The organism is Roseovarius azorensis (assembly GCF_900109455.1).
In the GTDB taxonomy this organism is placed as follows: domain Bacteria; phylum Pseudomonadota; class Alphaproteobacteria; order Rhodobacterales; family Rhodobacteraceae; genus Roseovarius; species Roseovarius azorensis.
In genome coordinates this window covers 21688-39953 of record NZ_FOAG01000002.1, presented here as the reverse complement: position 1 = coordinate 39953, position 18266 = coordinate 21688, and the positions used below count along the sequence as shown (strand labels likewise).

Sequence of the window (18266 nt, the reverse complement as noted above, 5' to 3'; positions counted from 1 at the left end):
GCTGTTATCCAGAGATTCCCGCCTTCGCGGGAATGACTTTGTTCATGGTGGGTTGGCATCCACCCTACGCTTGCTCAGTCCTACAGCCGGTCAAATTCAGATGGATCAGACAATGGCCATTTTGCAAAAAAGTCTTTTGGAAGAGCAGAGTTGCTGAGTCCAATATCTTTTCTCATAGCCCGATAAAGGCCTTCGACTGACCGCAACACATTTTTAGGGTCATTTTTTGTCTTTGAGATTGTTTGAAAATTTGAGACGGCCATAAGCACTTCTTCAGACCCCCAAAGCAAGCATTTTGATTTGAAGTCAATCATGCTTCTTGCCATGTCATCGTTGGCTGTCGCTTGATCCGCGAATTCTGGTTTTTGAGCCATCATTGCATTCTGAACAAGCTTGACGAAGTCGAAATAAATATCTGCTTTTGTTTGTCTATGGGCGTCTTCTATCGACACTAGTTTTAGCCTAGCTTGAGTAATAATAACGCCGGTTAAACCAATGAACGCCGATAAAACAGCGATCAGGAGCGGTATGTATTCACGCGGTTCAAGTTCAACGAAGGCGTGCCAGACCAAAGCAGTCACAAGCGAAAAAGCTAAAATCAAAAGAAACAAAATTCCACGCGTCATACCACTAAACATCCAACTCCTCCACGAACCGCGCGTTCTCGGAGATATACTGGAACCGCAGTTCCGGCTTTTTCCCCATCAGCCGCTCCACCAGGTCGCCGGTCTCGCCGGGTTCGTCCTCGTCGATGGTGACGCGGATGAGTTTGCGCGATGCCGGGTCCATCGTGGTTTCCTTGAGATCCTTGGCGTCCATCTCGCCCAGGCCCTTGAAGCGGCTGACGTCGATCTTGCCCTTGCCGCCGAGGCCCTTTTCCAGCCAGGCGTCACGTTCTGCCTCGTCCAGGCAGTAGACCCGTTTCGACCCCTGGGTCAGCCGGTAGAGCGGCGGGCAGGCCAGATAGAGGTGCCCCGCGTCGATCATCGGGCGCATCTGGGTGAAGAAGAACGTCATCAGCAGCGCCGCGATATGCGCGCCGTCCACGTCGGCGTCGGTCATGATGATGATCTTGTCATAGCGCAGGTCGTCGAGATTGAACCGCGACCCAAGGCTCACGCCAAGCGCCTGCGTGAGGTCATTGATTTCCTGATTGCTGCCCAGCTTGGACGAGGCGGCGCCCAGCACGTTGAGGATCTTGCCGCGCAGCGGCAAGAGCGCCTGCGTGCGCCGGTCGCGGCCCATCTTGGCGGAGCCGCCCGCGGAATCCCCCTCGACGATGAAGAGTTCCGTGCCCTCGCGGGTATTCGACGAACAATCCACCAGCTTGCCGGGCAGGCGCAGTTTCTTGGTGGCGGTCTTGCGCTGCGTCTCTTTTTCCTGCCGCCGCCGCAGCCGTTCCTCGGCCCGCAGCACCAGGAAATCGAGGATTGCGCCCGCCGATTTGGTATCCGCCGCCAGCCAGTTGTCGAAATGGTCGCGCACCGCCCCCTCGACCATGCGGGCGGCGTCGGTGGTGGCAAGGCGATCCTTGGTCTGGCCGACAAACTCGGGCTCGCGGATGAAACACGACACCAGCGCGCAGCCGCCTGCCAGCAGATCCTCGCGGGTGATCTGCGCGGCCTTGCGGTTGTTTGACAACTCGCCATAGGCCTTGATCCCCTTGAGGATCGCCGCCCAGAACCCGGCCTCATGGGTGCCGCCCTCGGGGGTGGGCACGGTGTTGCAATAGGACTGGATGAATCCGTCGCGCGCGGGCGTCCAGTTGATCGCCCATTCCACCTTGCCCGGCACGTTGTACTTGTCGCGAAAATCGACCGTGCCCGCAAAGGGGCGCTCGGCATAGGTGGTGGCGCCGCCCAGGGTCTCGCCCAGGTAATCCGCGAGGCCACCGGGGAATTTGAACGTGGCCTCCATCGGCGTGTCGCCCTCGGCGATCTCGGTCTTCCAGCGGATTTCGACGCCCGAGAACAGATAGGCCTTGGACCTTGCCATCCTGAACAACCGCGCGGGTTTCAGATGCAGCGAGCCGAATATCTCTGGGTCCGGGTGAAAGGTGACGGAGGTGCCACGGCGGTTGGGGGCGGCGCCGATCCTTTGCAGGGGACCGCGCGGCAGACCGCGCGAAAACTCCATCATGTAGAGTTCGCGGTTGCGCGCCACCTCGACCCGCAGGTGATCCGACAGCGCGTTGACCACCGAGGAGCCGACGCCGTGCAACCCGCCCGAGGTCTGGTAGCTGTCGCCAGAGAATTTCCCGCCCGCATTGAGCGTGCAGAAGATGATTTCAAGCGCGGTCTTGCTGGGGTTCTTGGGGTGCGGATCGACCGGGATGCCGCGCCCGTTGTCGCGGATGCTGACATGGCCGTTGGCGTGCAGTTCCACCTCGATCCATGTGGCGTGGCCCGCCACCGCCTCGTCCATCGAGTTGTCGATGATCTCGGCCACCATGTGATGCAGGGCGCGGTCGTCCTTGCCGCCGATATACATGCCGGGGCGCAGGCGGACATGTTCCATATCCTCGAGCACCTGAATGGACGAGGCGTCATAATCGGATTTCGGGGTGGGCGAGAGAAGATCGTTCATGCCGCTGCTCTTTGTTTTATGGGTTGGGCGGCAGTATGGCAGAGCGGGCCGGGCGGGGGAAGTGGCTGTGCGGTCGGGACGGGCGGGAAACCGGCGCGGCGCATGGGTTTCGTCATAATCCGGCCATTTTGCCGGGGAATAATAGCCTTTGGCTAAATCGAGAAACCGGAAACATCCAATGCAGGACATGATGAATACGGGCCGGGGCGACGACAACTGGATCGAGGTTCCCAAAGGTTACCGGACGGGCAAGGTCTGGTCGCCTCAGATCGGGGACATCTTTCCGAATTTCAGCGCCATGAGCACCAAGGGCGAGATGGCCTTTCACAATTGGGCGGAGGGGCGGTGGATCTATCTGTTCAGCCATCCGGCGGCCTTCACGCCGATCTGCACGACGGAACTGGCCTCGCTCGCGGAAATGCAGCCGGATTTCGAGCGCGCGGGCGTCGCGGTCGTGGGGCTGTCGGTCGGCATGCCGGACGATACCGCACGATGGGTCGAGGATGTGGAGCGAATCTTTGGGCTGAAGATCGTGTTTCCGGTCGTGTCCGACCCGGATGGGCGGCTGTCGCGCGCCATGGGGTTGATCCATCCCAAGAACGACAAGGACTGCACGATCCGCAAGAGTTTCATCATCGACCCGGCGCTGCGAGTGCGGATGATGCTGGATTATCCGGCCTTCGTCGGGCGGTCGAGCGAAGAGGTGCTGCGCGCGATCGAGGCGTTGCAGATGGCGGACCGGACCGGCCTTGCAGTGCCCGCGGACTGGCAGCCGGGGGATGATCTGCTGGCGCGACCGGGCGAGAATGACGATGCGGATCTGGATGCCCGCTATGGCGAGGGCTGGACGCGGTTGAGCCGTTATCTCAAGGTTGTTCACACCGATGCGGCGGAGCGATCCCGCGATTGATCGGGGTCAGCCCGCGCGGGCGCGCAGCCACTCGGCCACATCGCCCGCGTCGATCAGCCCTTGCGCAAGACGGATGATCTGCTGGCCGATTTCCTCGGTGCCATGAGAGACAGACACGCCATTCAGCTTCAGGCAGACAATCATTGCCCGATAGGCCGTGCGCTTGTTGGCATCGTTGAAACAATGGCCCTGTGCGATCGCCTCGGCATAGGCGGCGGCAAGGTCGAACACATCCTCGATCATCCCGTAGACCAGCCGGTTATCGACCCGCGCCAAGGCACCATCAAGAGACTTGTCACGCGCCTTGCCCGACAATTCCCCGGGGTTCAGGACAAGATCGTGAAGGGTCTCGACCTGTTCGGAATCCAGAAGCAGAAAGCTCATTTGTCTTTGAGATACTCAAGCACGGGCTGTGTCTGTGCGCGCGTCGCCTCGAATGCGGCCATCACCTCTTCCATCGTTGCATAGCGCGGCTCTTGCTGCAGCGTGGCCTCTTCGGGCACCAGGTAGCCGATACATTTCGAATTTTTCATGATCGCCACCGGCTTGCCGCCCGCCGCGTCGAGCACCTTTTGCGGTTCGCGCAGTTCGGTCATGGTGCAGATCTGGTTGGTGAGGAGGCGTTTCATGGGGTCTCTCCTTGAATGTGATTTTTAATATGCACTCTGATGCGTATTATTTCAAGTGCTGCCGCAGATAGCGCGCACAGCCCGAGAGGGCGGCGTGATCGTCTGTGATCAGGGTGAGCGGCATGGCCCGAAGGATCGGGGTGTAGGGGCCTTTTGCGGTGAAATGCTCTGCAAATCCAAGGGACAGAAGGTGTGAGGCGACCATGCGCGCCGCGCCGCCGATCAGAAAGACGCCGCCGGTGGTCATATGGGTGAGCGCCATATTGCCCGTTACAGTGCCCATTATTTTCGCGAACACCTCAAGCGTCGCGGTCGCATCGGCGTCGCCCGCCGCGTGGGCGGCGACGATCTGTGGCGGCGGCAGGCTGTGGCCGGTCCGCAGGCGGTACAGGCGGCTGAGACCGGGGCCGGAGAGCAGCGCCTCGTAGGGTTTGTGGGGGATTTCGGCGGCCAGCGCCGTAATGAGGGCGTTGGTGGTCTCGTCCAGATGCGGCAGGCTCGAATGCCCGGCCTCGGCGGGCGGCACGAAAAGGCGGGCGCCCATGCGATGCGCCACCGCGATGTTGCTGCCGGTGCCCAGTCCCATGACCATGCGCGGGCCGTCCGGTGCCGGGATGCCGGGAATGAGCGGGGTGAGGGTCTCCGCCGCGAGATCGTCGAGCGCCCAGGCCTGCGCCTGAAGGTCGTTGATCAGGTGGACCTCTGACGCGCCGGTGGCGCGGGCCAGCGTGGCGCTGTCGATGAACCAGTCGAGATTGGTCAGTTGCGCGGTGCCGTTCCTGACGGGTCCGGCGACCCCGGCGCAGAGGGCAGTGGGCCGCGCGCCCCACGTGTCGAGATAGGCGGCAAGCAGCGGGGCAAGGTCCGCAAAGCCGTCGTTGCGGAGGGTCTGCGCCGTTTCACGCAGCACACCGGCGGGTGTGGCAAGGGCAACCCGCGTGTTGGAGGCCCCGACATCGGCCAGAAGCCACTCAGCCATCGCGCCAGCGGGCGATGGTGGCGCGGGCGGTCTGGGCCAGCATCACCACGTCGATGCCGACCGCCAGAAACTGCGCGCCCCAGTCGCGGTAGGTCTGCGCGGTGTCGGGATCGAGCGCGAGGATGCCCGCCGCCTTGTCCGAGGCGGCGATGCGGTTGAGGGCAGACTTGATCGCCGCCTGCACAGGGGCGGCGCTGCTGTCGCCGAGATACCCCATGTCCGCCGCGAGGTCCGAGGGGCCGATGAATACCCCGTCTACGCCCTCGACCGTCAGGATATCGTCCAGCGCGTCAAGGCCGGCCCGCGTTTCGACCTGCACCAGCAGGCACATCTGCGCATTGGCGGTGGGGATGTAATCGGCAATGCCCGAGAACCGCGAGGCACGGGCCAGAGCCGCGCCCGAACCGCGCACGCCCTGGGGCGGATAGCGCATGGCGCGCACCAGATCGCGGGCCTGCCCGGCGCTCTCGACCATCGGGATGAGCAGCGTCTGCGCGCCCGCGTCGAGCACCTGCTTGATCGCCCAGACCTCGCCCATCGGCAGGCGCACCACGGGCTGGCTGTGTTTGCCGGTCAGCACCGCCAGTTGCGCCGAGATCGTGCGCAGATCGTTGGGCGCGTGTTCGGCGTCAATCACCAGCCAGTCGAAACCGGCGCTGGCCAGAACCTCTGTGGCGTAGGCGTCGGCAAAGCCCGCCCAGCAGCCATATTGCATGTCACCGCGCGCGAGGGCGGATTTGAACAGGTTTTCGGGGGCGGGCATGGCAGGTGTCCTTTGCTTGATCCGGGCGCAGCATAACCCGCGCCGGGGGCGGTTGGCGAGAGGCGGATGGGGTTTACTTCCCGGTGCTTTACCCGCAGAGATCGGGCCATGAGCGAGCATCTCAAAGGTCTGATCATAACCGCGCTTGGCGTGCTGTTCGTGGTGCCGGATTCGCTGTTTGTGCGGCTGATCGAGGGCGATCCGGCGTCGATCAGTTTCTGGCGCGGGATCACGGCAGGCAGCGTGATCCTGCTGGGCGTGCTGGCCATGCAGGGGCCGCGCGGGTTTTCAGAGGTGGTGCGCACGGGCAGGCCGGGGCTGATCTACACCGTCCTGATCGCGGCCACCGCCCCCGGCTTCGTGCTGGCGGTCAGTTGGACAAGCGTGGCGAACGTGGTCTTTATCCTGGCGTCGATGCCGGTCTTTGCCGCGATCTTCAGCCGGGTGTTTCTGGGCGAGGCGATCAGCCGGCGGATGGTGTGGACCATGCTGGGGGTGTTCGCGGGTCTGGGCATCATCGCCTGGGGGTCGGGCGAGACGCAGGGTGCGCACTGGAGCGGTGATCTGGTTGCCCTGGGCGTATCGGCCAGCTTTGCGGCCGCGATGACGGCGGCGCGGCAGTTGCGCGCGGTGTCGATGATCCCGGCGATTCCGGTGGCGTTCCTGGGGGCGTCGCTGGTGATCTGGCCGCTGGCGCAGCCGATGGCGGTCTGGGCGCAGAACTGGCCGCTCATCCTGGCGCATGGGGCGTTCATCAGCGTCTCGACTTGTCTGTTGACGCTGGGGCCGCGCTATATCTCTTCGGCGGAGGTGGCGCTGCTGATCCTGCTGGAATCGGTGCTGGCGCCGATTCTGGTCTGGGCCGTGATCGGCGAAGATCCCGGGTCATGGACGATTGTGGGCGGCGCCGTGGTGCTGGGTGCGCTCTTTGTGTCGAACATGGTGCTGATCCTGCGCCGCCGCGCCCCGCGCAACCCGCCGCAGCCGCGTGTGGGGCCGGCTGCGTAGGTTCGGCGGCGGTCAGAAACTGACCGTCACGCCGGGCAGGTTCAGGGATTTCATCAGGTCGCGCAGTTCCTGGCGGGCGGCGATGTTGGAGATGTTGAGCCCCTTGACCCCGATATCCTTGAGATCCAGCAGCGTCAGGCCGCGTGGAAACAGCTCGCGAAAGATCACCCGCTCGTTGAAGCCGGGCGCGATGCGAAAGCCGATGCGCTTGGACAGCGCCTCGATCGCGTCGCCCATTTTCTGTTTGTTGACCATCTGCTGCGCGCCCATGCGGTTGCGCACCACGACCCAGTCGATCGCGCGCAGACCGGCCTGCGCGCGCAACTGCCGGGCGTTCCAGACCATTTCGGAATAGACCGAGGGGCCAAGGATCTTGCGCCCGTCGCTGTCGATATGGGCCAGCAGGTCAAAGTCGATGAAACTGTCGTTGAGCGGGGTGATCAGCGTGTCGGCAAGGCTGTGCGCCACCTGGCTGAGGCGGGTATGCGAGCCGGGGCAGTCGATGACGATGAAATCGCTGTCGGGTTCCAGCGTGGCGACGGCGGCCGAGAGGCGGCGGTCATAGACGTTCTCGCCGGGGCGCAGTTGGTCGTTGGCAACCTCGGGCAGGTCGTGAAACCGCGGGCTGGGCAGGTCGAGGCCCGATTTCTGCATGAATTTGGCGCGGTTGTCGGCGTAGCGGCCAAAGGTGCGCTGGCGCAGGTCGAGATCGAGCGCGCTGGTCTTGTGGCCCATGCGGGCAAGGGCGGTGGCCACATGCATCGACACGGTGGATTTGCCTGCACCGCCCTTTTCATTGCCGACGACGATGATATGCGCCATGGTCACTTCCCCTCGGGTCGCGGAATGCCGCGTTGTTTTTGCGAGACACTATCGTTTGGCGCTGCAATAGGGAAGGACGGGACGGCTGGTCAAGCCACTTTGCTGTCAGGGTGTTGCAACGCACGCTGGTGCAAGCCCGGATTAACCGCGCTGTCCTAGCCCTGTGCCCCGGTTCATCAGGGGGCAGGCATGCTGCATTATGTTTTCGGAGAGGATTTGCACAGGTATCCGCGTCTGCGCGACACGATGTTTCGGGATCGCGAGGATCAGTTCAAGGCGCGGCTGGGCTGGGAAGTGCAAGTGACTGCTGCGGGCGAGGAGCGTGACGAATATGACGCGCTCAACCCGCTTTATGTCATCTGGCAGGGACCGGACGGGGCGCATGGCGGGTCGATGCGGCTGATGCCGACGACGGGCCGGGTGATGGTCAACGAGCATTTCGCGCATCTTCTGGCGGGTGCGCCGATCCGCGACCCCGGCATCTGGGAATGCACGCGGTTCTGTCTGGCGCGGGGGGCTGCACCCAATGTGGCGGGGGTGCTGATGCTGGGCGGTGGCGAGGTGATGCGGGGGCTGGCTATCCGGCAGTATGTGGGCGTCTTTGACGCGCGGATGGTGCGGATCTACCGGATGATCGGGGCCTCGCCCGAAATTCTGGGCGGCATGGGTCAGGGGCGCGACCGGATCAGCGTGGGGCTCTGGGGGTTCACCGATGCGGCGCGGGCGCGGGTGGCGCAGCGCGCGGGCATATCGGCGGACCTGTCGGAGTGGTGGTTCCGGCGGTCGCTCGGGGGCAGGGCCGTGCGCGCGGCGTGAGATTTCGGCGGCTTTCGCTGGCGCCTGCCGGGGCGCGGCGCTAGGGTCGCGCCCATGTCGGAAGCAGCACTCACATATTCCCCCGATCAGGCCGAGGCGCATGACCGTATCGCCGGGATGCTGCGCGAGGTGGGCGTCGATCTGGACGAGGGTTTGCTGATCCCGCCGCGCGAGGGCAAGTCGGCGGTGATGGCCGTGGTGGGCAAGGCCGGATCGGGCAAGACGCTGCTCCTGGCCGCGCTCTGTCGCGCGCTGGAGGAGGCGGGCGTCGATGTCGTCTCGGGCGATTACGAGGGGCGCAGGCGGCGCGACCGGCGCACGCTGGCGATCCTTGCGCCGACCAACAAGGCGGCGAGCGTGCTGCGGATGCGCGGGGTGCCCGCGACGACGATTCATCGCATCCTCTATACCCCGGTCTATCACCCGGAATACGAGAAGATCGCGGAGTGGCTGGCCGGGCAGGGCGAGCGGCCGGTGATCGAGGGGCTGACCGATCTGGCGCTGGACCGGGCGCTGGCGTTCTATCAGTCCAACAAGTCCATTCCCGGCGCGCTGGCGGCGGCGGGGCTGCGCGGATCGGATTTCATCACCGGCTGGCGGCGGCGCGAGGAACCGCTGGATATCGGGCTGATCGACGAGGCGAGCATGCTCGACGAGCAGCAGTTCGAGGATCTGCAGGAGATTTTCCCAACGCTGCTGCTGTTTGGCGATCCGGCGCAACTGCCGCCGGTGAAATCCACCGGCGGCATGGTATTCGACAGCCTGCCCGCGCCTGCGCGGCTGGAACTGAGCCGCATTCACCGGCAGGATGCGGACAATCCGATCCTTGATCTGGCGCATGCGCTGGCCGATCCGGCGCTGGAGTTCCAGCATTTCGAGGCGATGGTCGAGGATGCCGCCCGGCGCGACGAACGGGTCAGATGGGCCGAACGGGTCGAGGTGGATCTGATGGCGCGCTCGCCCGTCCTCGTCTGGCGCAACGCCACGCGCATCCGGCTGATCCATGCGTTTCGCGCGGTGCATGGCGCGCCCGAGACCGAATTGCTGCCCGGCGAGCCGCTGATCTGCGACGGGATCGAATTGCCACTCAAGCACCGCAAGAAGCGGCTTGATCTTGAGGCGCGCGGGCTGATCAAGGGGGCGCAGGTGGTCTATCTGGGACCGGGGCGCAGGCCCGGATTCTCCCGCTTGCATGTGATCGGGGCCGAGGATCCGCAGGTCAGCGCCGCCAGCATCGTCAAGATCGAAAAGCCGGATGAGGCAGAGCCGTTCATCCCGTTTGCCGCCAACATGGGGGCGACATTCCTGCACGGGGCGGCGGTGACGATCCACAAGGCGCAGGGCAGCCAGTGGCGCGATGTGCAGGTCTTTGCGCCCGACATCTATGCCGCCGCCCGCATGGGGCGCACCGAAGCGGGCCAGCCGCTGTGGAAGCGGCTGGCCTATGTGGCGATCACGCGGGCCGAAGAGCGGCTGCACTGGGTGGTGCGCAACCGGCTGTCCAAGCCGACCGCGCCGCTGACGGTCGAGGATTTGCGCGGCGCGCCCGTGCCGCTGGAACTGGAGGGAGAGGAATGAAAACGGTTCTGATCACCGGCGCGAGTGCCGGGATAGGTGCGGCCTGCGCGCGGGCGTTTCTGGATGCGGGCTGGCAGGTGGGGCTGATGGCGCGGCGGCGCGAGGCGCTGGAGGCGGTGGCCGGTGGCCATGACAATGCGGTGATCCTGCCGGGAGATGTCACCGATCCCGGCGATGTGGTGCGGGTTTTCGAGGATTTCATCGCCCGTGCCGGGCGGCTTGACGTGCTGTTCAACAACGCCGGCAGCTTTGGCCGCGCGGGGCTGATCGACGAGTTGTCGTTCGACGAATGGCGCAGGGTGGTGGATGTGAACCTGCACGGCATGTTCCTCTGCGCCCGCGCGGCATTCGCGCAGATGCGCAACCAGACACCGATGGGCGGGCGGATCATCAACAACGGCTCGATCTCTGCCCATGCGCCGCGCGAGGGGTCGGTCGCCTATACCACGACCAAACATGCCATAACCGGCCTGACCAGAACGCTCAGCCTCGATGGCAGGCCCTATGACATCGCCTGCGGGCAGATCGACATCGGCAATGCGCGCACCGAGTTGCTGCAGGGGATCATTGCCGCGAACCCCGAGAATCCGCCGCCCACGATGGATGTTGCGCATGTGGGGCGGGCGGTGCTGCACATGGCCGGGCTGCCGCCCGAGGCCAATGTGCAGTTCATGACGCTGATGGCGACCAAGATGCCCTATATCGGGCGGGGATGAGGTTGCCACCCGCCCAATTGCGAGTCCCCGGCATGGCGACCGCGCGGCCTCTCACCCTCGCCGCAGCACCTGGAACGCTGCCGAGGCAAGCCAGCCCGCAGCGATGGCGATGGCGAGCGACATCAGCCCGTACAGCATCGGTTGTTCGCGCGAGAGGCTGAACAGCCAGCGTTCCAGCCCGACCTTGCGCACGTCAATGGTGGTCTGGAACTGCGAGACGACGCGGCCTTCGCGGGTGAGAAAGATGCGCGTGGCATAGGTGCCTTCGGTCAGGTTGGCGGGCAGGCGGATCGCGGTGCGAAAGAGTGTCTGCTGATCCAGAACGACCGCGCCCTCGCGCATCTGGTAGGCACCCTGATCGCGGCGGATGCGGATGAGGGCGTCGGTAAAGCGCTCGGCGTCCTCGGCCATGGTGGCGGCGCCCACCGAGCGGATCGCGCGCGGGATCGAGACGCGGTGGCGCAGATCCTCGGTATTTGACAGCACGGTGTCGAGCGGGCCGGTGGTGGCCACGGCGTAAAAGCTGGGCGCGGCGTCGAGCGCGACCATTTCGGTGTTCACCCAGATGCCAAGGCGGCGGTCCTTGCGGCGCACCGTTACCGGCAGCGAGGGGCCGGATACGGTGATCACCACGTCGAGCGGGATCTCGGGGATCGTCGTCTCGCGTTTGACAGCGCCGAAGATCAGGATGTCCGAGCCCTCGAACGTGGCGGTGATCGCCACCTTGTCGCTGGAGAGGCCCAGCACCACCTCTTCGGCGCGCAGGGGCAGTGCCGCGAGGCAGAAGAGGAGGGCGAGGCGCAGCATCAGTGTCCCCCCGCCGTGCCGATCGAGTAAAGTTCCGACGGCATCAGCAGCAGGTCGAGCGCCAGCTTGCCGCAGACCACAAGCACCATCAGCGCCAGCAGGATGCGCAGTTGTTCGGCCTTCATTCTGGTGCCGATCTGCGCGCCGATCTGCGCGCCGATCACGCCGCCCACGAGCAGCAGCACGGCGAGCGCCACATCCACCGTGAAGTTGGTGGTGGCGTGCAGCATGGTGGTAAAGCCGGTGACAAAGATGATCTGAAACAGCGAGGTTCCGACCACCACCTTGGTTGGCATGCCCAGAAGATAGATCATCGCCGGAACCATGATGAAACCGCCGCCCACCCCCATGATCGCGGCGAGAATACCAACGCTGATGCCCACCAGGACGGGCGGGATCACCGAGATATAGAGCCCCGAGGTGCGAAAGCGCATCTTGAACGGCAGGCCGTGGACCCAGCCGTGTTTCTTGCGCTGCGGCGGCGCGCCGCGCCGGGTTCTGCGGATGGCGCGCAGGCTTTCAAAGAACATCATGCCGCCGATGATGCCGAGAAAGACCACATAGCAGAGCTTGACCAGCAGGTCGACCTGGCCCAGCGCCTTGAGATAGTTGAAGATCACCACGCCCACCGCCGCGCCGATCAGCCCGCCGATGAGCAGCACGGTGCCCATCCTGAGATCGACGGTCTTGCGCCTGAGATGCGCCAGCACGCCGGAAAAGGATGAGGCGACGATCTGGTTGGCCTCGGTAGCGACGGCAACGGCGGGGGGAATGCCGATGAAGAACAGCAGCGGCGTCATCAGAAAGCCGCCGCCCACGCCGAACATGCCCGAGAGGATTCCGACAATCCCGCCCAGCCCGAGCAGCAGGAAGGCGTTGACCGAAACCTCGGCTATGGGGAGGTAAATCTGCATGGCAATTCCTAGCCCCATGTCAGGTGGCAATGCAAGGGCGTGGAGCCGGGGAACGGCGCAGGTCTGATGAAATTTCCCGATCTGGCCTTATGCGTTGCGCGTTCGCGTCAGGTGAGGGGCTTGTGCAGGATCAAGGCATCGGTCGCGGAACCGCAGGTGCGGGTGTAATAGGCGGCGCGGCGGGCGGTCTGCGCATAGCCCGCGGCGTGGTAGAGCGCGAGGGCTGGCGCATTGTCGGCGGCGACCTCTAGAAAGGCGGATCTGGCGCCGCGTTGGCGCGCCTCGGTCTCGAAGGCGGCAAGGCAGGCGCGCGCGAGGCCGCGGCGCCGATGCGCGGGATCGGTTGCGAGCGTCAACAGCTCCGCCTCGTCCGCGATGGCGCGGCCAAGGGCAAAGGCGCGACGGTCGCCGGTGGCAAAGCTGAGGGGGCTGTCGAGCAGGGACTTGAATTCTGCGGTGGACCATGCGCGCGCCTGACCCTCAAAGGCGCGGGCATGGGTGCGGGCCATGTCCTCAGGCGTCATCGAGGATCACGGGCGGCAGATCGCGCGCGGGTGCTGCATCGGCGGGCCGGATGTAGAGCGGCGCAGGCGGCGGGCTGTCCGCCGGGGCGGTGACGGCGAGGCGGGCGATGGTTTCGGCCAGGGTGGCGGGCACGGGCGGCAGGCTGTGGCCGGTGATCCCGGCCAACGGCACGAGATCCGGCGCGGCGCCGGGGCGCTGGACATATACCTGATCGCGCGGGGCGGGCACGGCAGGCAGGCAGGCGGGACCGTTGAGGGCGCGGATGGCATCGAGCGTGCTGATGCCGATGGCCGGGATGCCCAGCGCCAGCGCCAGCCCGCGCGCCGCCGCCACCGAGATGCGGATGCCGGTGAAGTTGCCCGGCCCGATGCCGACGCCGATGCGCGTCAGGTCGGACCATGTGGCCCCGCCTGCCGCAAGCACCTCCTCCAGCAGTGGCATCAGCCGCTCGGCCTGACCGCGCCCCATATCTTCGGCGTGCGAGACCAGAACCCGGTCGCCCGACAGCAAAGCGGCCGCGCAATGCGCGGCCGATGTGTCAAAGCCGAGGGTCAGCCGGTCAGAGGCCAACCGGGCGCACCTCTGTCACCTCGGGGATGTAGTGGCGCAGCAGGTTCTCGATCCCCATCTTGAGCGTGATGGTGGATGACGGACAGCCCGCGCAGGCACCCTGCATGTGCAGATAGACCACGCCCCGGTCAAAGCCGTGGAACGTGATGTCGCCGCCGTCCTGCGCCACGGCGGGGCGCACGCGAGTGTCGAGCAGTTCCTTGATCTGGCCGACGATCTCGGAATCCTCGCCGCTGTGGTCAGCATGTCCCGATGCGGTCTGTGCCTCGCCCAGCATCACCGGCTGACCGGATTGGTAATGCTCCATGATGGCGCCCAGAATGGCGGGTTTGATGTGGTCCCATTCGATCGCTTCGGCCTTGGTCACGGTGACGAAATCATTGCCGAAGAACACGCCGGAGACGCCCGGAACCTTGAAAATCCGCTCGGCCAGCGGCGATTTCTCGGCGCCGTCGGAGGTCGGGAAATCGGCGGTGCCCATTTCCAGCACGGTCTGGCCCGGCAGGAATTTAAGCGTGGCGGGGTTGGGGGTGGATTCGGTTTGGATGAACATGGCGGGACCTTTCGTGTCTGGCCAAGATATGCGCCCGGCTGCGGCCCGAGTCAAGGTTTGGAACGATTCTAAGGTTGCGGGTCGGTCGGGTCAGGTGATCGCCTCAAGCCGTTCCTTGCTGAGATCGCCGGGCACGATGGTGATCGGGATTGGCAGGCTGCCGGCGGTCCTGGACAGTTGCGTGACCAGCGGGCCGGGTCCCTTCTTGCCGGTGGCGGCGCCCAGCACCAGCACGCCGATGGCCGGATCGTCGCGCACCTGCGCGATGATCTCGTCCGCCGGTTCGCCTTCGCGGATCACCAGTTCGGGGTCGATGCCCTGCTTGTCGCGCATCCATTTGGCAAAAACCTCGAAATGGGCCTGGATACGCTCGCGCTGTTCCTCGCGCATCAGGTCGCCGACGCCGATCCAGTGGTTGAATTCCTCGGGCGGGATCACCGCGAGGATTTCCACGCCCGCCCCGGTATGAGCGGCGCGCATGGCGGCAAAGCGCATCGCATTGAGACATTCGCGGCTGTCATCCAGCACGACGAGAAACTTACGCATGATCAGGTCTCCTCAGGCGCGCATCATGGCGTGGAATTCGGTGGGGGGCAACAGAAGTGATCGCGGCCCTCAGTCGAAGGTGCCCGCGACCCGGCCCAGCAGCATGAAGGCGCGGGCGGTGCGGGTTTCCGACAGTTCGGAGATTTCGGCGTCGCTCGCGGTTTCGGCGAACTGGGTGAACATCCGGTCGAAAAGCCGCAGGAAATGATGCGCGGCGTCGCGGAAAATCCCGTCCTGTTTCATCCGCGCCGCGGTCAGCGCCAGGCAGGCGCGGTCATGGATGCCGCCGAGCGCGGCCACGGCGCGCCCGCGTTCGCCCGCGGCAAAGCGCCGCCAGAGTTCGGGGCGGGCCATGTCGGGGCGCAGATCGTCCATGTAGATGCCGTCATGCGACAAGAGCGTCAGCACATCCTGCGCCGCGCGGATGAGTTGCGCGGTGGGCCGGTCCCTGAGCGCGCGGCGCAGCGCGGCGAACCCGGCCTTGTCCTCGGGGTTCTCGGGAAAATTCACCGCGCGGATGAAATCGGCGCGTTCCAGCGGGGGCTGGATGTCCTCGACGGTGGTGCCAAGCGGCAGGGCGACCTGATCGTTTGCGTCGTCCGGCGCAGGCGCGGGGGGCAGCACCGGGCGCGGTTCGGGCTGGCCGACGCGCACCGACGAGAATATGGCGAGCGCGGTTTCCGTCTTGCGCTGGGCGGCGGCGATTTCGTCGAGTTTCTGGCTGACGGTCTTGTCCGAGGCGGGCGCGAGCATCTGGCTCTGGGCGAGATAGGCCTGGCGGACAGCGTTGATCGCGGAGTGAAGGCGCTGGCTTTCTTCGCGCATGACGCGGCTGGCGCGGGCGGCGATGGCGCCGACCCAGATCAGCGCCACCGGCATGAAGACGGCCAGAAGCATGATCACGAGGTTCAGCGCACCACCCTCTCCGTTGCCGGGGGTGGCGAACAGAAGAAACAGCGCGGCGCCGATCAGCCACAGAATCGAAAGCACCAGGGCGATCATTTCGATCACGGTGATCCCGGTCCCGTCCCGGGCCGTCGGGACAACAGGGGCAAAGCGTTTGCGAGGGGACATGGTCAGGCGCCTGTCAGATATACGCAACCTTTACCACTTCGTAGGATCGTTCGCCACCGGGCGTGCGCACCTCGACACTGTCGCCCGCCTCCTTGCCGATCAGGGCGCGCGCGATGGGTGATTTTATATTCAACAGGCCCTTTTCGATACTGGCCTCGTGTTCGCCGACGATCTGATAGGTTTTTTCCTCGTCTGTATCCTCATCCACCAGCGTGACGGTCGCGCCGAACTTGATCGGACCCGAGAGTTTGCGCGGGTCGATCACCTCGGCCAGGCTGAGGATGCCTTCGATTTCCTTGATGCGGCCCTCGATGAAGGACTGCTTTTCCTTGGCGGAATGGTATTCTGCGTTCTCGCTGAGATCGCCGTGCTCGCGTGCTTCGGCGATGGCGCGGATGATCGCAGGCCGTTCGACCGATTTGAGGTGTTTCAATTCCACCTCGAGCGCGGCGTGGCCGCCGGCGGTCATCGGGATTTTTTCCATTCCAGTCGTCCATTGTCAGAAGCGGGGCCGCATGATGCAGGCCCCGTCGTTGTGGTTGCTCAATTTGCGTCAGATTGCCCGAAGGCCGCGCACGATTGCAATAGGTGATCCGACCGGGCGGCGGATTTGGGCGCGCAAGCGTGGTAGATTGCCGGTTTCCGGCGGTTTTAACGTCGTGTTTCAATTGACGCCTGACGCGCGGGCGCGATAGTCACACTCGCAACCTTGATTATGCGGCGGTGCAGGTCCGCGGCGCCAGGAAAAAGGATGAGGCCGATGACGGATGTGACGCGCGAAACGATGGAATACGATGTCGTGATCGTCGGGGCTGGCCCGGCGGGGCTGTCGGCGGCGATCCGGCTCAAGCAGCTGGATCCCGATTGTGCGGTCGTGGTGCTGGAGAAGGGCTCCGAGGTCGGCGCGCATATCCTGTCGGGCGCGGTGCTGGATCCCTGCGGTCTTGACGCGCTGATCCCGGACTGGAAGGAAAAGGGCGCGCCGCTCAACACGCCGGTGACCGAGGACAATTTCTACATGCTGGGCGAGGCGGGAAAGGTCCGCGTGCCCAACTGGCCGATGCCGCCGCTGATGAACAACCACGGCAATTACATCGTCAGCATGGGCAATGTCTGTCGCTGGATGGCCGAACAGGCCGAGGCGCTGGGGGTCGAGATTTTTCCCGGCATGTCCTGTTCCGAGATCGTCTATGGCGAGAATGGCGAGGTCAGGGGTGTCGTCGCCGGTGAGTTCGGCAAGAATGAGGATGGCACGCCAGGGCCGAACTATGAGCCGGGGATGGAACTGCACGGCAAGTATGTATTTCTTGGCGAGGGCGTGCGCGGGTCGCTCGCCAAGGAGGTGATCGCCAGATACGACCTGAGCGCCGGGAAAGAGCCGCAGAAATTCGGCCTTGGCATGAAGGAAATATGGGAGATCGACCCCGCCCAGCACCGTGAGGGCACCGTCACGCATACGATGGGCTGGCCGCTGGGCAGGAACGCGGGCGGCGGATCGTTCATCTATCATCTTGAGAACAATCAGGTTTACGTGGGATTCGTGGTTCACCTGAATTACAAGAATCCACATCTCTTTCCCTACATGGAATTCCAGCGGTTCAAGCATCACCCGATGGTGGCCGACCTGCTGAAGGGCGGCAAGCGTGTGGCTTACGGCGCGCGGGCGATTTCCGAGGGTGGCTATCAGTCGATGCCCAAGATGGTGGCGCCGGGCGTGGCGCTGCTGGGCTGTTCGGTGGGCATGGTCAACGTGCCGCGCATCAAGGGCAACCACAATGCGATGCTGTCGGGCAAGGCGGCGGCAGAGGCGGCCCATGCGGCATTGGCGGCAGGGCGCGCCAGCGACGAGTTGAGCGATTACGAGACAGAGGTGCGAACCGGCGCGATCGGCAAGGATCTGAAAAAGGTGCGCAACGTCAAGCCGCTCTGGTCGAAATACGGGCTACTGGCTTCGTTGGGGCTGGGCGGGTTCGACATGTGGACCAATACGTTCGGCTTCAGCCTGCTGGGCACCCTGCGTCATGGCAAGACCGATGCCGAGGCCACGGAACCGGCCAGCCAACACAAGCCCATCGACTATCCCAAGCCTGACGGCAAGCTGAGTTTCGACCGGCTGACCAATGTCAGTTTCTCGATGACCAATCACGAGGAAAGCCAGCCCGCGCATCTGCATCTCAAGGATGCCAGCGTGCCGATTGGCGTGAATCTGCCGAAATATGACGAGCCTGCGCAGCGCTATTGCCCGGCGGGCGTCTACGAGGTGGTGCGCGAAGAGGGCAAGGAACCGCGGTTTGTCATCAATTTCCAGAACTGCGTGCATTGCAAGACCTGCGATATCAAGGATCCCAGCCAGAATATCAACTGGGTGACGCCGCAGGGCGGTGACGGGCCGAACTATCCGAACATGTAACCATCGCGTGATATTTGTGGTGCGGCGCGGCGAATACGTCGCGCCGCATTGCCTTGGCGG

21 protein-coding genes are annotated in these 18266 nt (G+C 64.6%); 6 read left to right on the top strand and 15 right to left on the bottom strand.

Annotated features, from left to right (window positions below):
- Positions 1-80 precede the first annotated feature (80 nt).
- Both BSG08_RS03455 and parE read right to left on the bottom strand, forming a co-directional pair.
- Positions 81-638, bottom strand: coding sequence for a hypothetical protein (locus BSG08_RS03455; RefSeq protein ID WP_093032147.1), 558 nt, complete (start codon positions 636-638; stop codon positions 81-83).
- Positions 631-2586: a DNA topoisomerase IV subunit B gene (gene parE / locus BSG08_RS03450; RefSeq protein WP_093032144.1), complete on the bottom strand. Its 1956-nt coding sequence runs from the start codon at positions 2584-2586 to the stop codon at positions 631-633. The genes BSG08_RS03455 and parE overlap by 8 nt, the downstream gene beginning before the upstream one ends.
- A 178-nt stretch (positions 2587-2764) precedes the next feature.
- On the opposite strand from parE, the gene BSG08_RS03445 reads away from it, so the two are divergent.
- Positions 2765-3496 (top strand): redoxin domain-containing protein, encoded by a 732-nt coding sequence (locus tag BSG08_RS03445; protein WP_093032140.1) that lies wholly within the window; start codon positions 2765-2767, stop codon positions 3494-3496.
- A 6-nt stretch (positions 3497-3502) separates the two neighbouring features.
- On the opposite strand, the gene BSG08_RS03440 is transcribed toward BSG08_RS03445, so the two are convergent.
- Genes BSG08_RS03440 through BSG08_RS03425 form a run of 4 tightly spaced genes read right to left on the bottom strand, consistent with a single transcriptional unit; the run spans position 3503 to position 5867 of the window.
- Positions 3503-3880, bottom strand: a complete 378-nt coding sequence (locus BSG08_RS03440) for a type II toxin-antitoxin system death-on-curing family toxin (protein ID WP_093032138.1) — start codon at positions 3878-3880, stop codon at positions 3503-3505.
- Positions 3877-4125, bottom strand: a complete 249-nt coding sequence (locus tag BSG08_RS03435; protein ID WP_093032135.1) for a hypothetical protein — start codon at positions 4123-4125, stop codon at positions 3877-3879. The genes BSG08_RS03440 and BSG08_RS03435 overlap by 4 nt, the downstream gene beginning before the upstream one ends.
- Positions 4126-4171: 46 nt before the next feature.
- Positions 4172-5104, bottom strand: a complete 933-nt coding sequence (locus BSG08_RS03430) for a glucokinase (protein ID WP_093032132.1) — start codon at positions 5102-5104, stop codon at positions 4172-4174.
- On the bottom strand, positions 5097-5867 hold the full coding sequence (locus BSG08_RS03425; protein ID WP_093032129.1) for an aldolase/citrate lyase family protein: 771 nt from the start codon (positions 5865-5867) through the stop codon (positions 5097-5099). The genes BSG08_RS03430 and BSG08_RS03425 overlap by 8 nt, the downstream gene beginning before the upstream one ends.
- A gap of 108 nt (positions 5868-5975) precedes the next feature.
- Between BSG08_RS03425 and BSG08_RS03420 the strand changes: the two genes are divergently transcribed.
- Positions 5976-6875, top strand: a complete 900-nt coding sequence (locus BSG08_RS03420) for a DMT family transporter (RefSeq protein ID WP_093032126.1) — start codon at positions 5976-5978, stop codon at positions 6873-6875.
- Positions 6876-6887: 12 nt separating this feature from the next.
- Here the strand turns inward: BSG08_RS03420 and BSG08_RS03415 are convergent, their stop codons facing one another.
- Positions 6888-7697, bottom strand: a complete 810-nt coding sequence (locus tag BSG08_RS03415) for a division plane positioning ATPase MipZ (protein ID WP_093032123.1) — start codon at positions 7695-7697, stop codon at positions 6888-6890.
- A 189-nt stretch (positions 7698-7886) separates the two neighbouring features.
- Between BSG08_RS03415 and BSG08_RS03410 the strand changes: the two genes are divergently transcribed.
- Genes BSG08_RS03410 through BSG08_RS03400 form a run of 3 tightly spaced genes read left to right on the top strand, consistent with a single transcriptional unit; the run spans position 7887 to position 10807 of the window.
- On the top strand, positions 7887-8513 hold the full coding sequence (locus tag BSG08_RS03410) for an acyl-homoserine-lactone synthase (RefSeq protein WP_093032120.1): 627 nt from the start codon (positions 7887-7889) through the stop codon (positions 8511-8513).
- Between the two features lie 54 nt (positions 8514-8567).
- Positions 8568-10091 carry an AAA family ATPase gene (locus BSG08_RS03405; RefSeq protein ID WP_093032115.1) on the top strand — a complete coding sequence of 508 codons (1524 nt, stop codon included), beginning with the start codon at positions 8568-8570 and terminating at the stop codon, positions 10089-10091.
- The gene (locus BSG08_RS03400) at positions 10088-10807 is read left to right on the top strand and encodes an SDR family oxidoreductase (RefSeq protein ID WP_093032112.1); all 720 of its coding nucleotides are present in this window, start codon (positions 10088-10090) and stop codon (positions 10805-10807) included. Before BSG08_RS03405 ends, BSG08_RS03400 begins: the two co-directional genes overlap by 4 nt.
- A 51-nt stretch (positions 10808-10858) precedes the next feature.
- Here the strand turns inward: BSG08_RS03400 and BSG08_RS03395 are convergent, their stop codons facing one another.
- The 8 genes from BSG08_RS03395 to greA all read right to left on the bottom strand — a co-directional run bounded on the left by BSG08_RS03395 (position 10859) and on the right by greA (position 16280).
- Positions 10859-11614: a TIGR02186 family protein gene (locus BSG08_RS03395; protein ID WP_175544678.1), complete on the bottom strand. Its 756-nt coding sequence runs from the start codon at positions 11612-11614 to the stop codon at positions 10859-10861.
- Entirely contained in the window at positions 11614-12528 is a 915-nt protein-coding gene (locus tag BSG08_RS03390; RefSeq protein ID WP_093032106.1) for a sulfite exporter TauE/SafE family protein, read from the bottom strand. Before BSG08_RS03390 ends, BSG08_RS03395 begins: the two co-directional genes overlap by 1 nt.
- Positions 12529-12635: 107 nt before the next feature.
- On the bottom strand, positions 12636-13052 hold the full coding sequence (locus BSG08_RS03385; RefSeq protein WP_093032103.1) for a GNAT family N-acetyltransferase: 417 nt from the start codon (positions 13050-13052) through the stop codon (positions 12636-12638).
- On the bottom strand, positions 13042-13623 hold the full coding sequence (gene tsaB / locus BSG08_RS03380; RefSeq protein ID WP_093032100.1) for a tRNA (adenosine(37)-N6)-threonylcarbamoyltransferase complex dimerization subunit type 1 TsaB: 582 nt from the start codon (positions 13621-13623) through the stop codon (positions 13042-13044). Before tsaB ends, BSG08_RS03385 begins: the two co-directional genes overlap by 11 nt.
- Entirely contained in the window at positions 13613-14176 is a 564-nt protein-coding gene (locus BSG08_RS03375) for a NifU family protein (RefSeq protein ID WP_093032096.1), read from the bottom strand. Before BSG08_RS03375 ends, tsaB begins: the two co-directional genes overlap by 11 nt.
- Positions 14177-14266: 90 nt before the next feature.
- Entirely contained in the window at positions 14267-14722 is a 456-nt protein-coding gene (locus BSG08_RS03370; RefSeq protein WP_093032093.1) for a universal stress protein, read from the bottom strand.
- A 69-nt stretch (positions 14723-14791) separates the two neighbouring features.
- Positions 14792-15796: a hypothetical protein gene (locus BSG08_RS03365; protein WP_175544677.1), complete on the bottom strand. Its 1005-nt coding sequence runs from the start codon at positions 15794-15796 to the stop codon at positions 14792-14794.
- A gap of 13 nt (positions 15797-15809) precedes the next feature.
- The gene (gene greA / locus BSG08_RS03360) at positions 15810-16280 is read right to left on the bottom strand and encodes a transcription elongation factor GreA (RefSeq protein ID WP_093032090.1); all 471 of its coding nucleotides are present in this window, start codon (positions 16278-16280) and stop codon (positions 15810-15812) included.
- A 276-nt stretch (positions 16281-16556) separates the two neighbouring features.
- Between greA and BSG08_RS03355 the strand changes: the two genes are divergently transcribed.
- Positions 16557-18206 carry an electron transfer flavoprotein-ubiquinone oxidoreductase gene (locus tag BSG08_RS03355; RefSeq protein ID WP_093033244.1) on the top strand — a complete coding sequence of 550 codons (1650 nt, stop codon included), beginning with the start codon at positions 16557-16559 and terminating at the stop codon, positions 18204-18206.
- Positions 18207-18266 lie beyond the last annotated feature (60 nt).

Coding starts and splice junctions, on each gene's coding strand:
- BSG08_RS03455 (WP_093032147.1), bottom strand. CDS start 638: ATGTTTAGTGGTATGACGCGTGGAATTTTGTTTCTTTTGATTTTAGCT.
- parE (WP_093032144.1), bottom strand. CDS start 2,586: ATGAACGATCTTCTCTCGCCCACCCCGAAATCCGATTATGACGCCTCG.
- BSG08_RS03445 (WP_093032140.1), top strand. CDS start 2,765: ATGCAGGACATGATGAATACGGGCCGGGGCGACGACAACTGGATCGAG.
- BSG08_RS03440 (WP_093032138.1), bottom strand. CDS start 3,880: ATGAGCTTTCTGCTTCTGGATTCCGAACAGGTCGAGACCCTTCACGAT.
- BSG08_RS03435 (WP_093032135.1), bottom strand. CDS start 4,125: ATGAAACGCCTCCTCACCAACCAGATCTGCACCATGACCGAACTGCGC.
- BSG08_RS03430 (WP_093032132.1), bottom strand. CDS start 5,104: ATGGCTGAGTGGCTTCTGGCCGATGTCGGGGCCTCCAACACGCGGGTT.
- BSG08_RS03425 (WP_093032129.1), bottom strand. CDS start 5,867: ATGCCCGCCCCCGAAAACCTGTTCAAATCCGCCCTCGCGCGCGGTGAC.
- BSG08_RS03420 (WP_093032126.1), top strand. CDS start 5,976: ATGAGCGAGCATCTCAAAGGTCTGATCATAACCGCGCTTGGCGTGCTG.
- BSG08_RS03415 (WP_093032123.1), bottom strand. CDS start 7,697: ATGGCGCATATCATCGTCGTCGGCAATGAAAAGGGCGGTGCAGGCAAA.
- BSG08_RS03410 (WP_093032120.1), top strand. CDS start 7,887: ATGCTGCATTATGTTTTCGGAGAGGATTTGCACAGGTATCCGCGTCTG.
- BSG08_RS03405 (WP_093032115.1), top strand. CDS start 8,568: ATGTCGGAAGCAGCACTCACATATTCCCCCGATCAGGCCGAGGCGCAT.
- BSG08_RS03400 (WP_093032112.1), top strand. CDS start 10,088: ATGAAAACGGTTCTGATCACCGGCGCGAGTGCCGGGATAGGTGCGGCC.
- BSG08_RS03395 (WP_175544678.1), bottom strand. CDS start 11,614: ATGCTGCGCCTCGCCCTCCTCTTCTGCCTCGCGGCACTGCCCCTGCGC.
- BSG08_RS03390 (WP_093032106.1), bottom strand. CDS start 12,528: ATGCAGATTTACCTCCCCATAGCCGAGGTTTCGGTCAACGCCTTCCTG.
- BSG08_RS03385 (WP_093032103.1), bottom strand. CDS start 13,052: ATGACGCCTGAGGACATGGCCCGCACCCATGCCCGCGCCTTTGAGGGT.
- BSG08_RS03375 (WP_093032096.1), bottom strand. CDS start 14,176: ATGTTCATCCAAACCGAATCCACCCCCAACCCCGCCACGCTTAAATTC.
- BSG08_RS03370 (WP_093032093.1), bottom strand. CDS start 14,722: ATGCGTAAGTTTCTCGTCGTGCTGGATGACAGCCGCGAATGTCTCAAT.
- BSG08_RS03365 (WP_175544677.1), bottom strand. CDS start 15,796: ATGTCCCCTCGCAAACGCTTTGCCCCTGTTGTCCCGACGGCCCGGGAC.
- greA (WP_093032090.1), bottom strand. CDS start 16,280: ATGGAAAAAATCCCGATGACCGCCGGCGGCCACGCCGCGCTCGAGGTG.
- BSG08_RS03355 (WP_093033244.1), top strand. CDS start 16,557: ATGACGGATGTGACGCGCGAAACGATGGAATACGATGTCGTGATCGTC.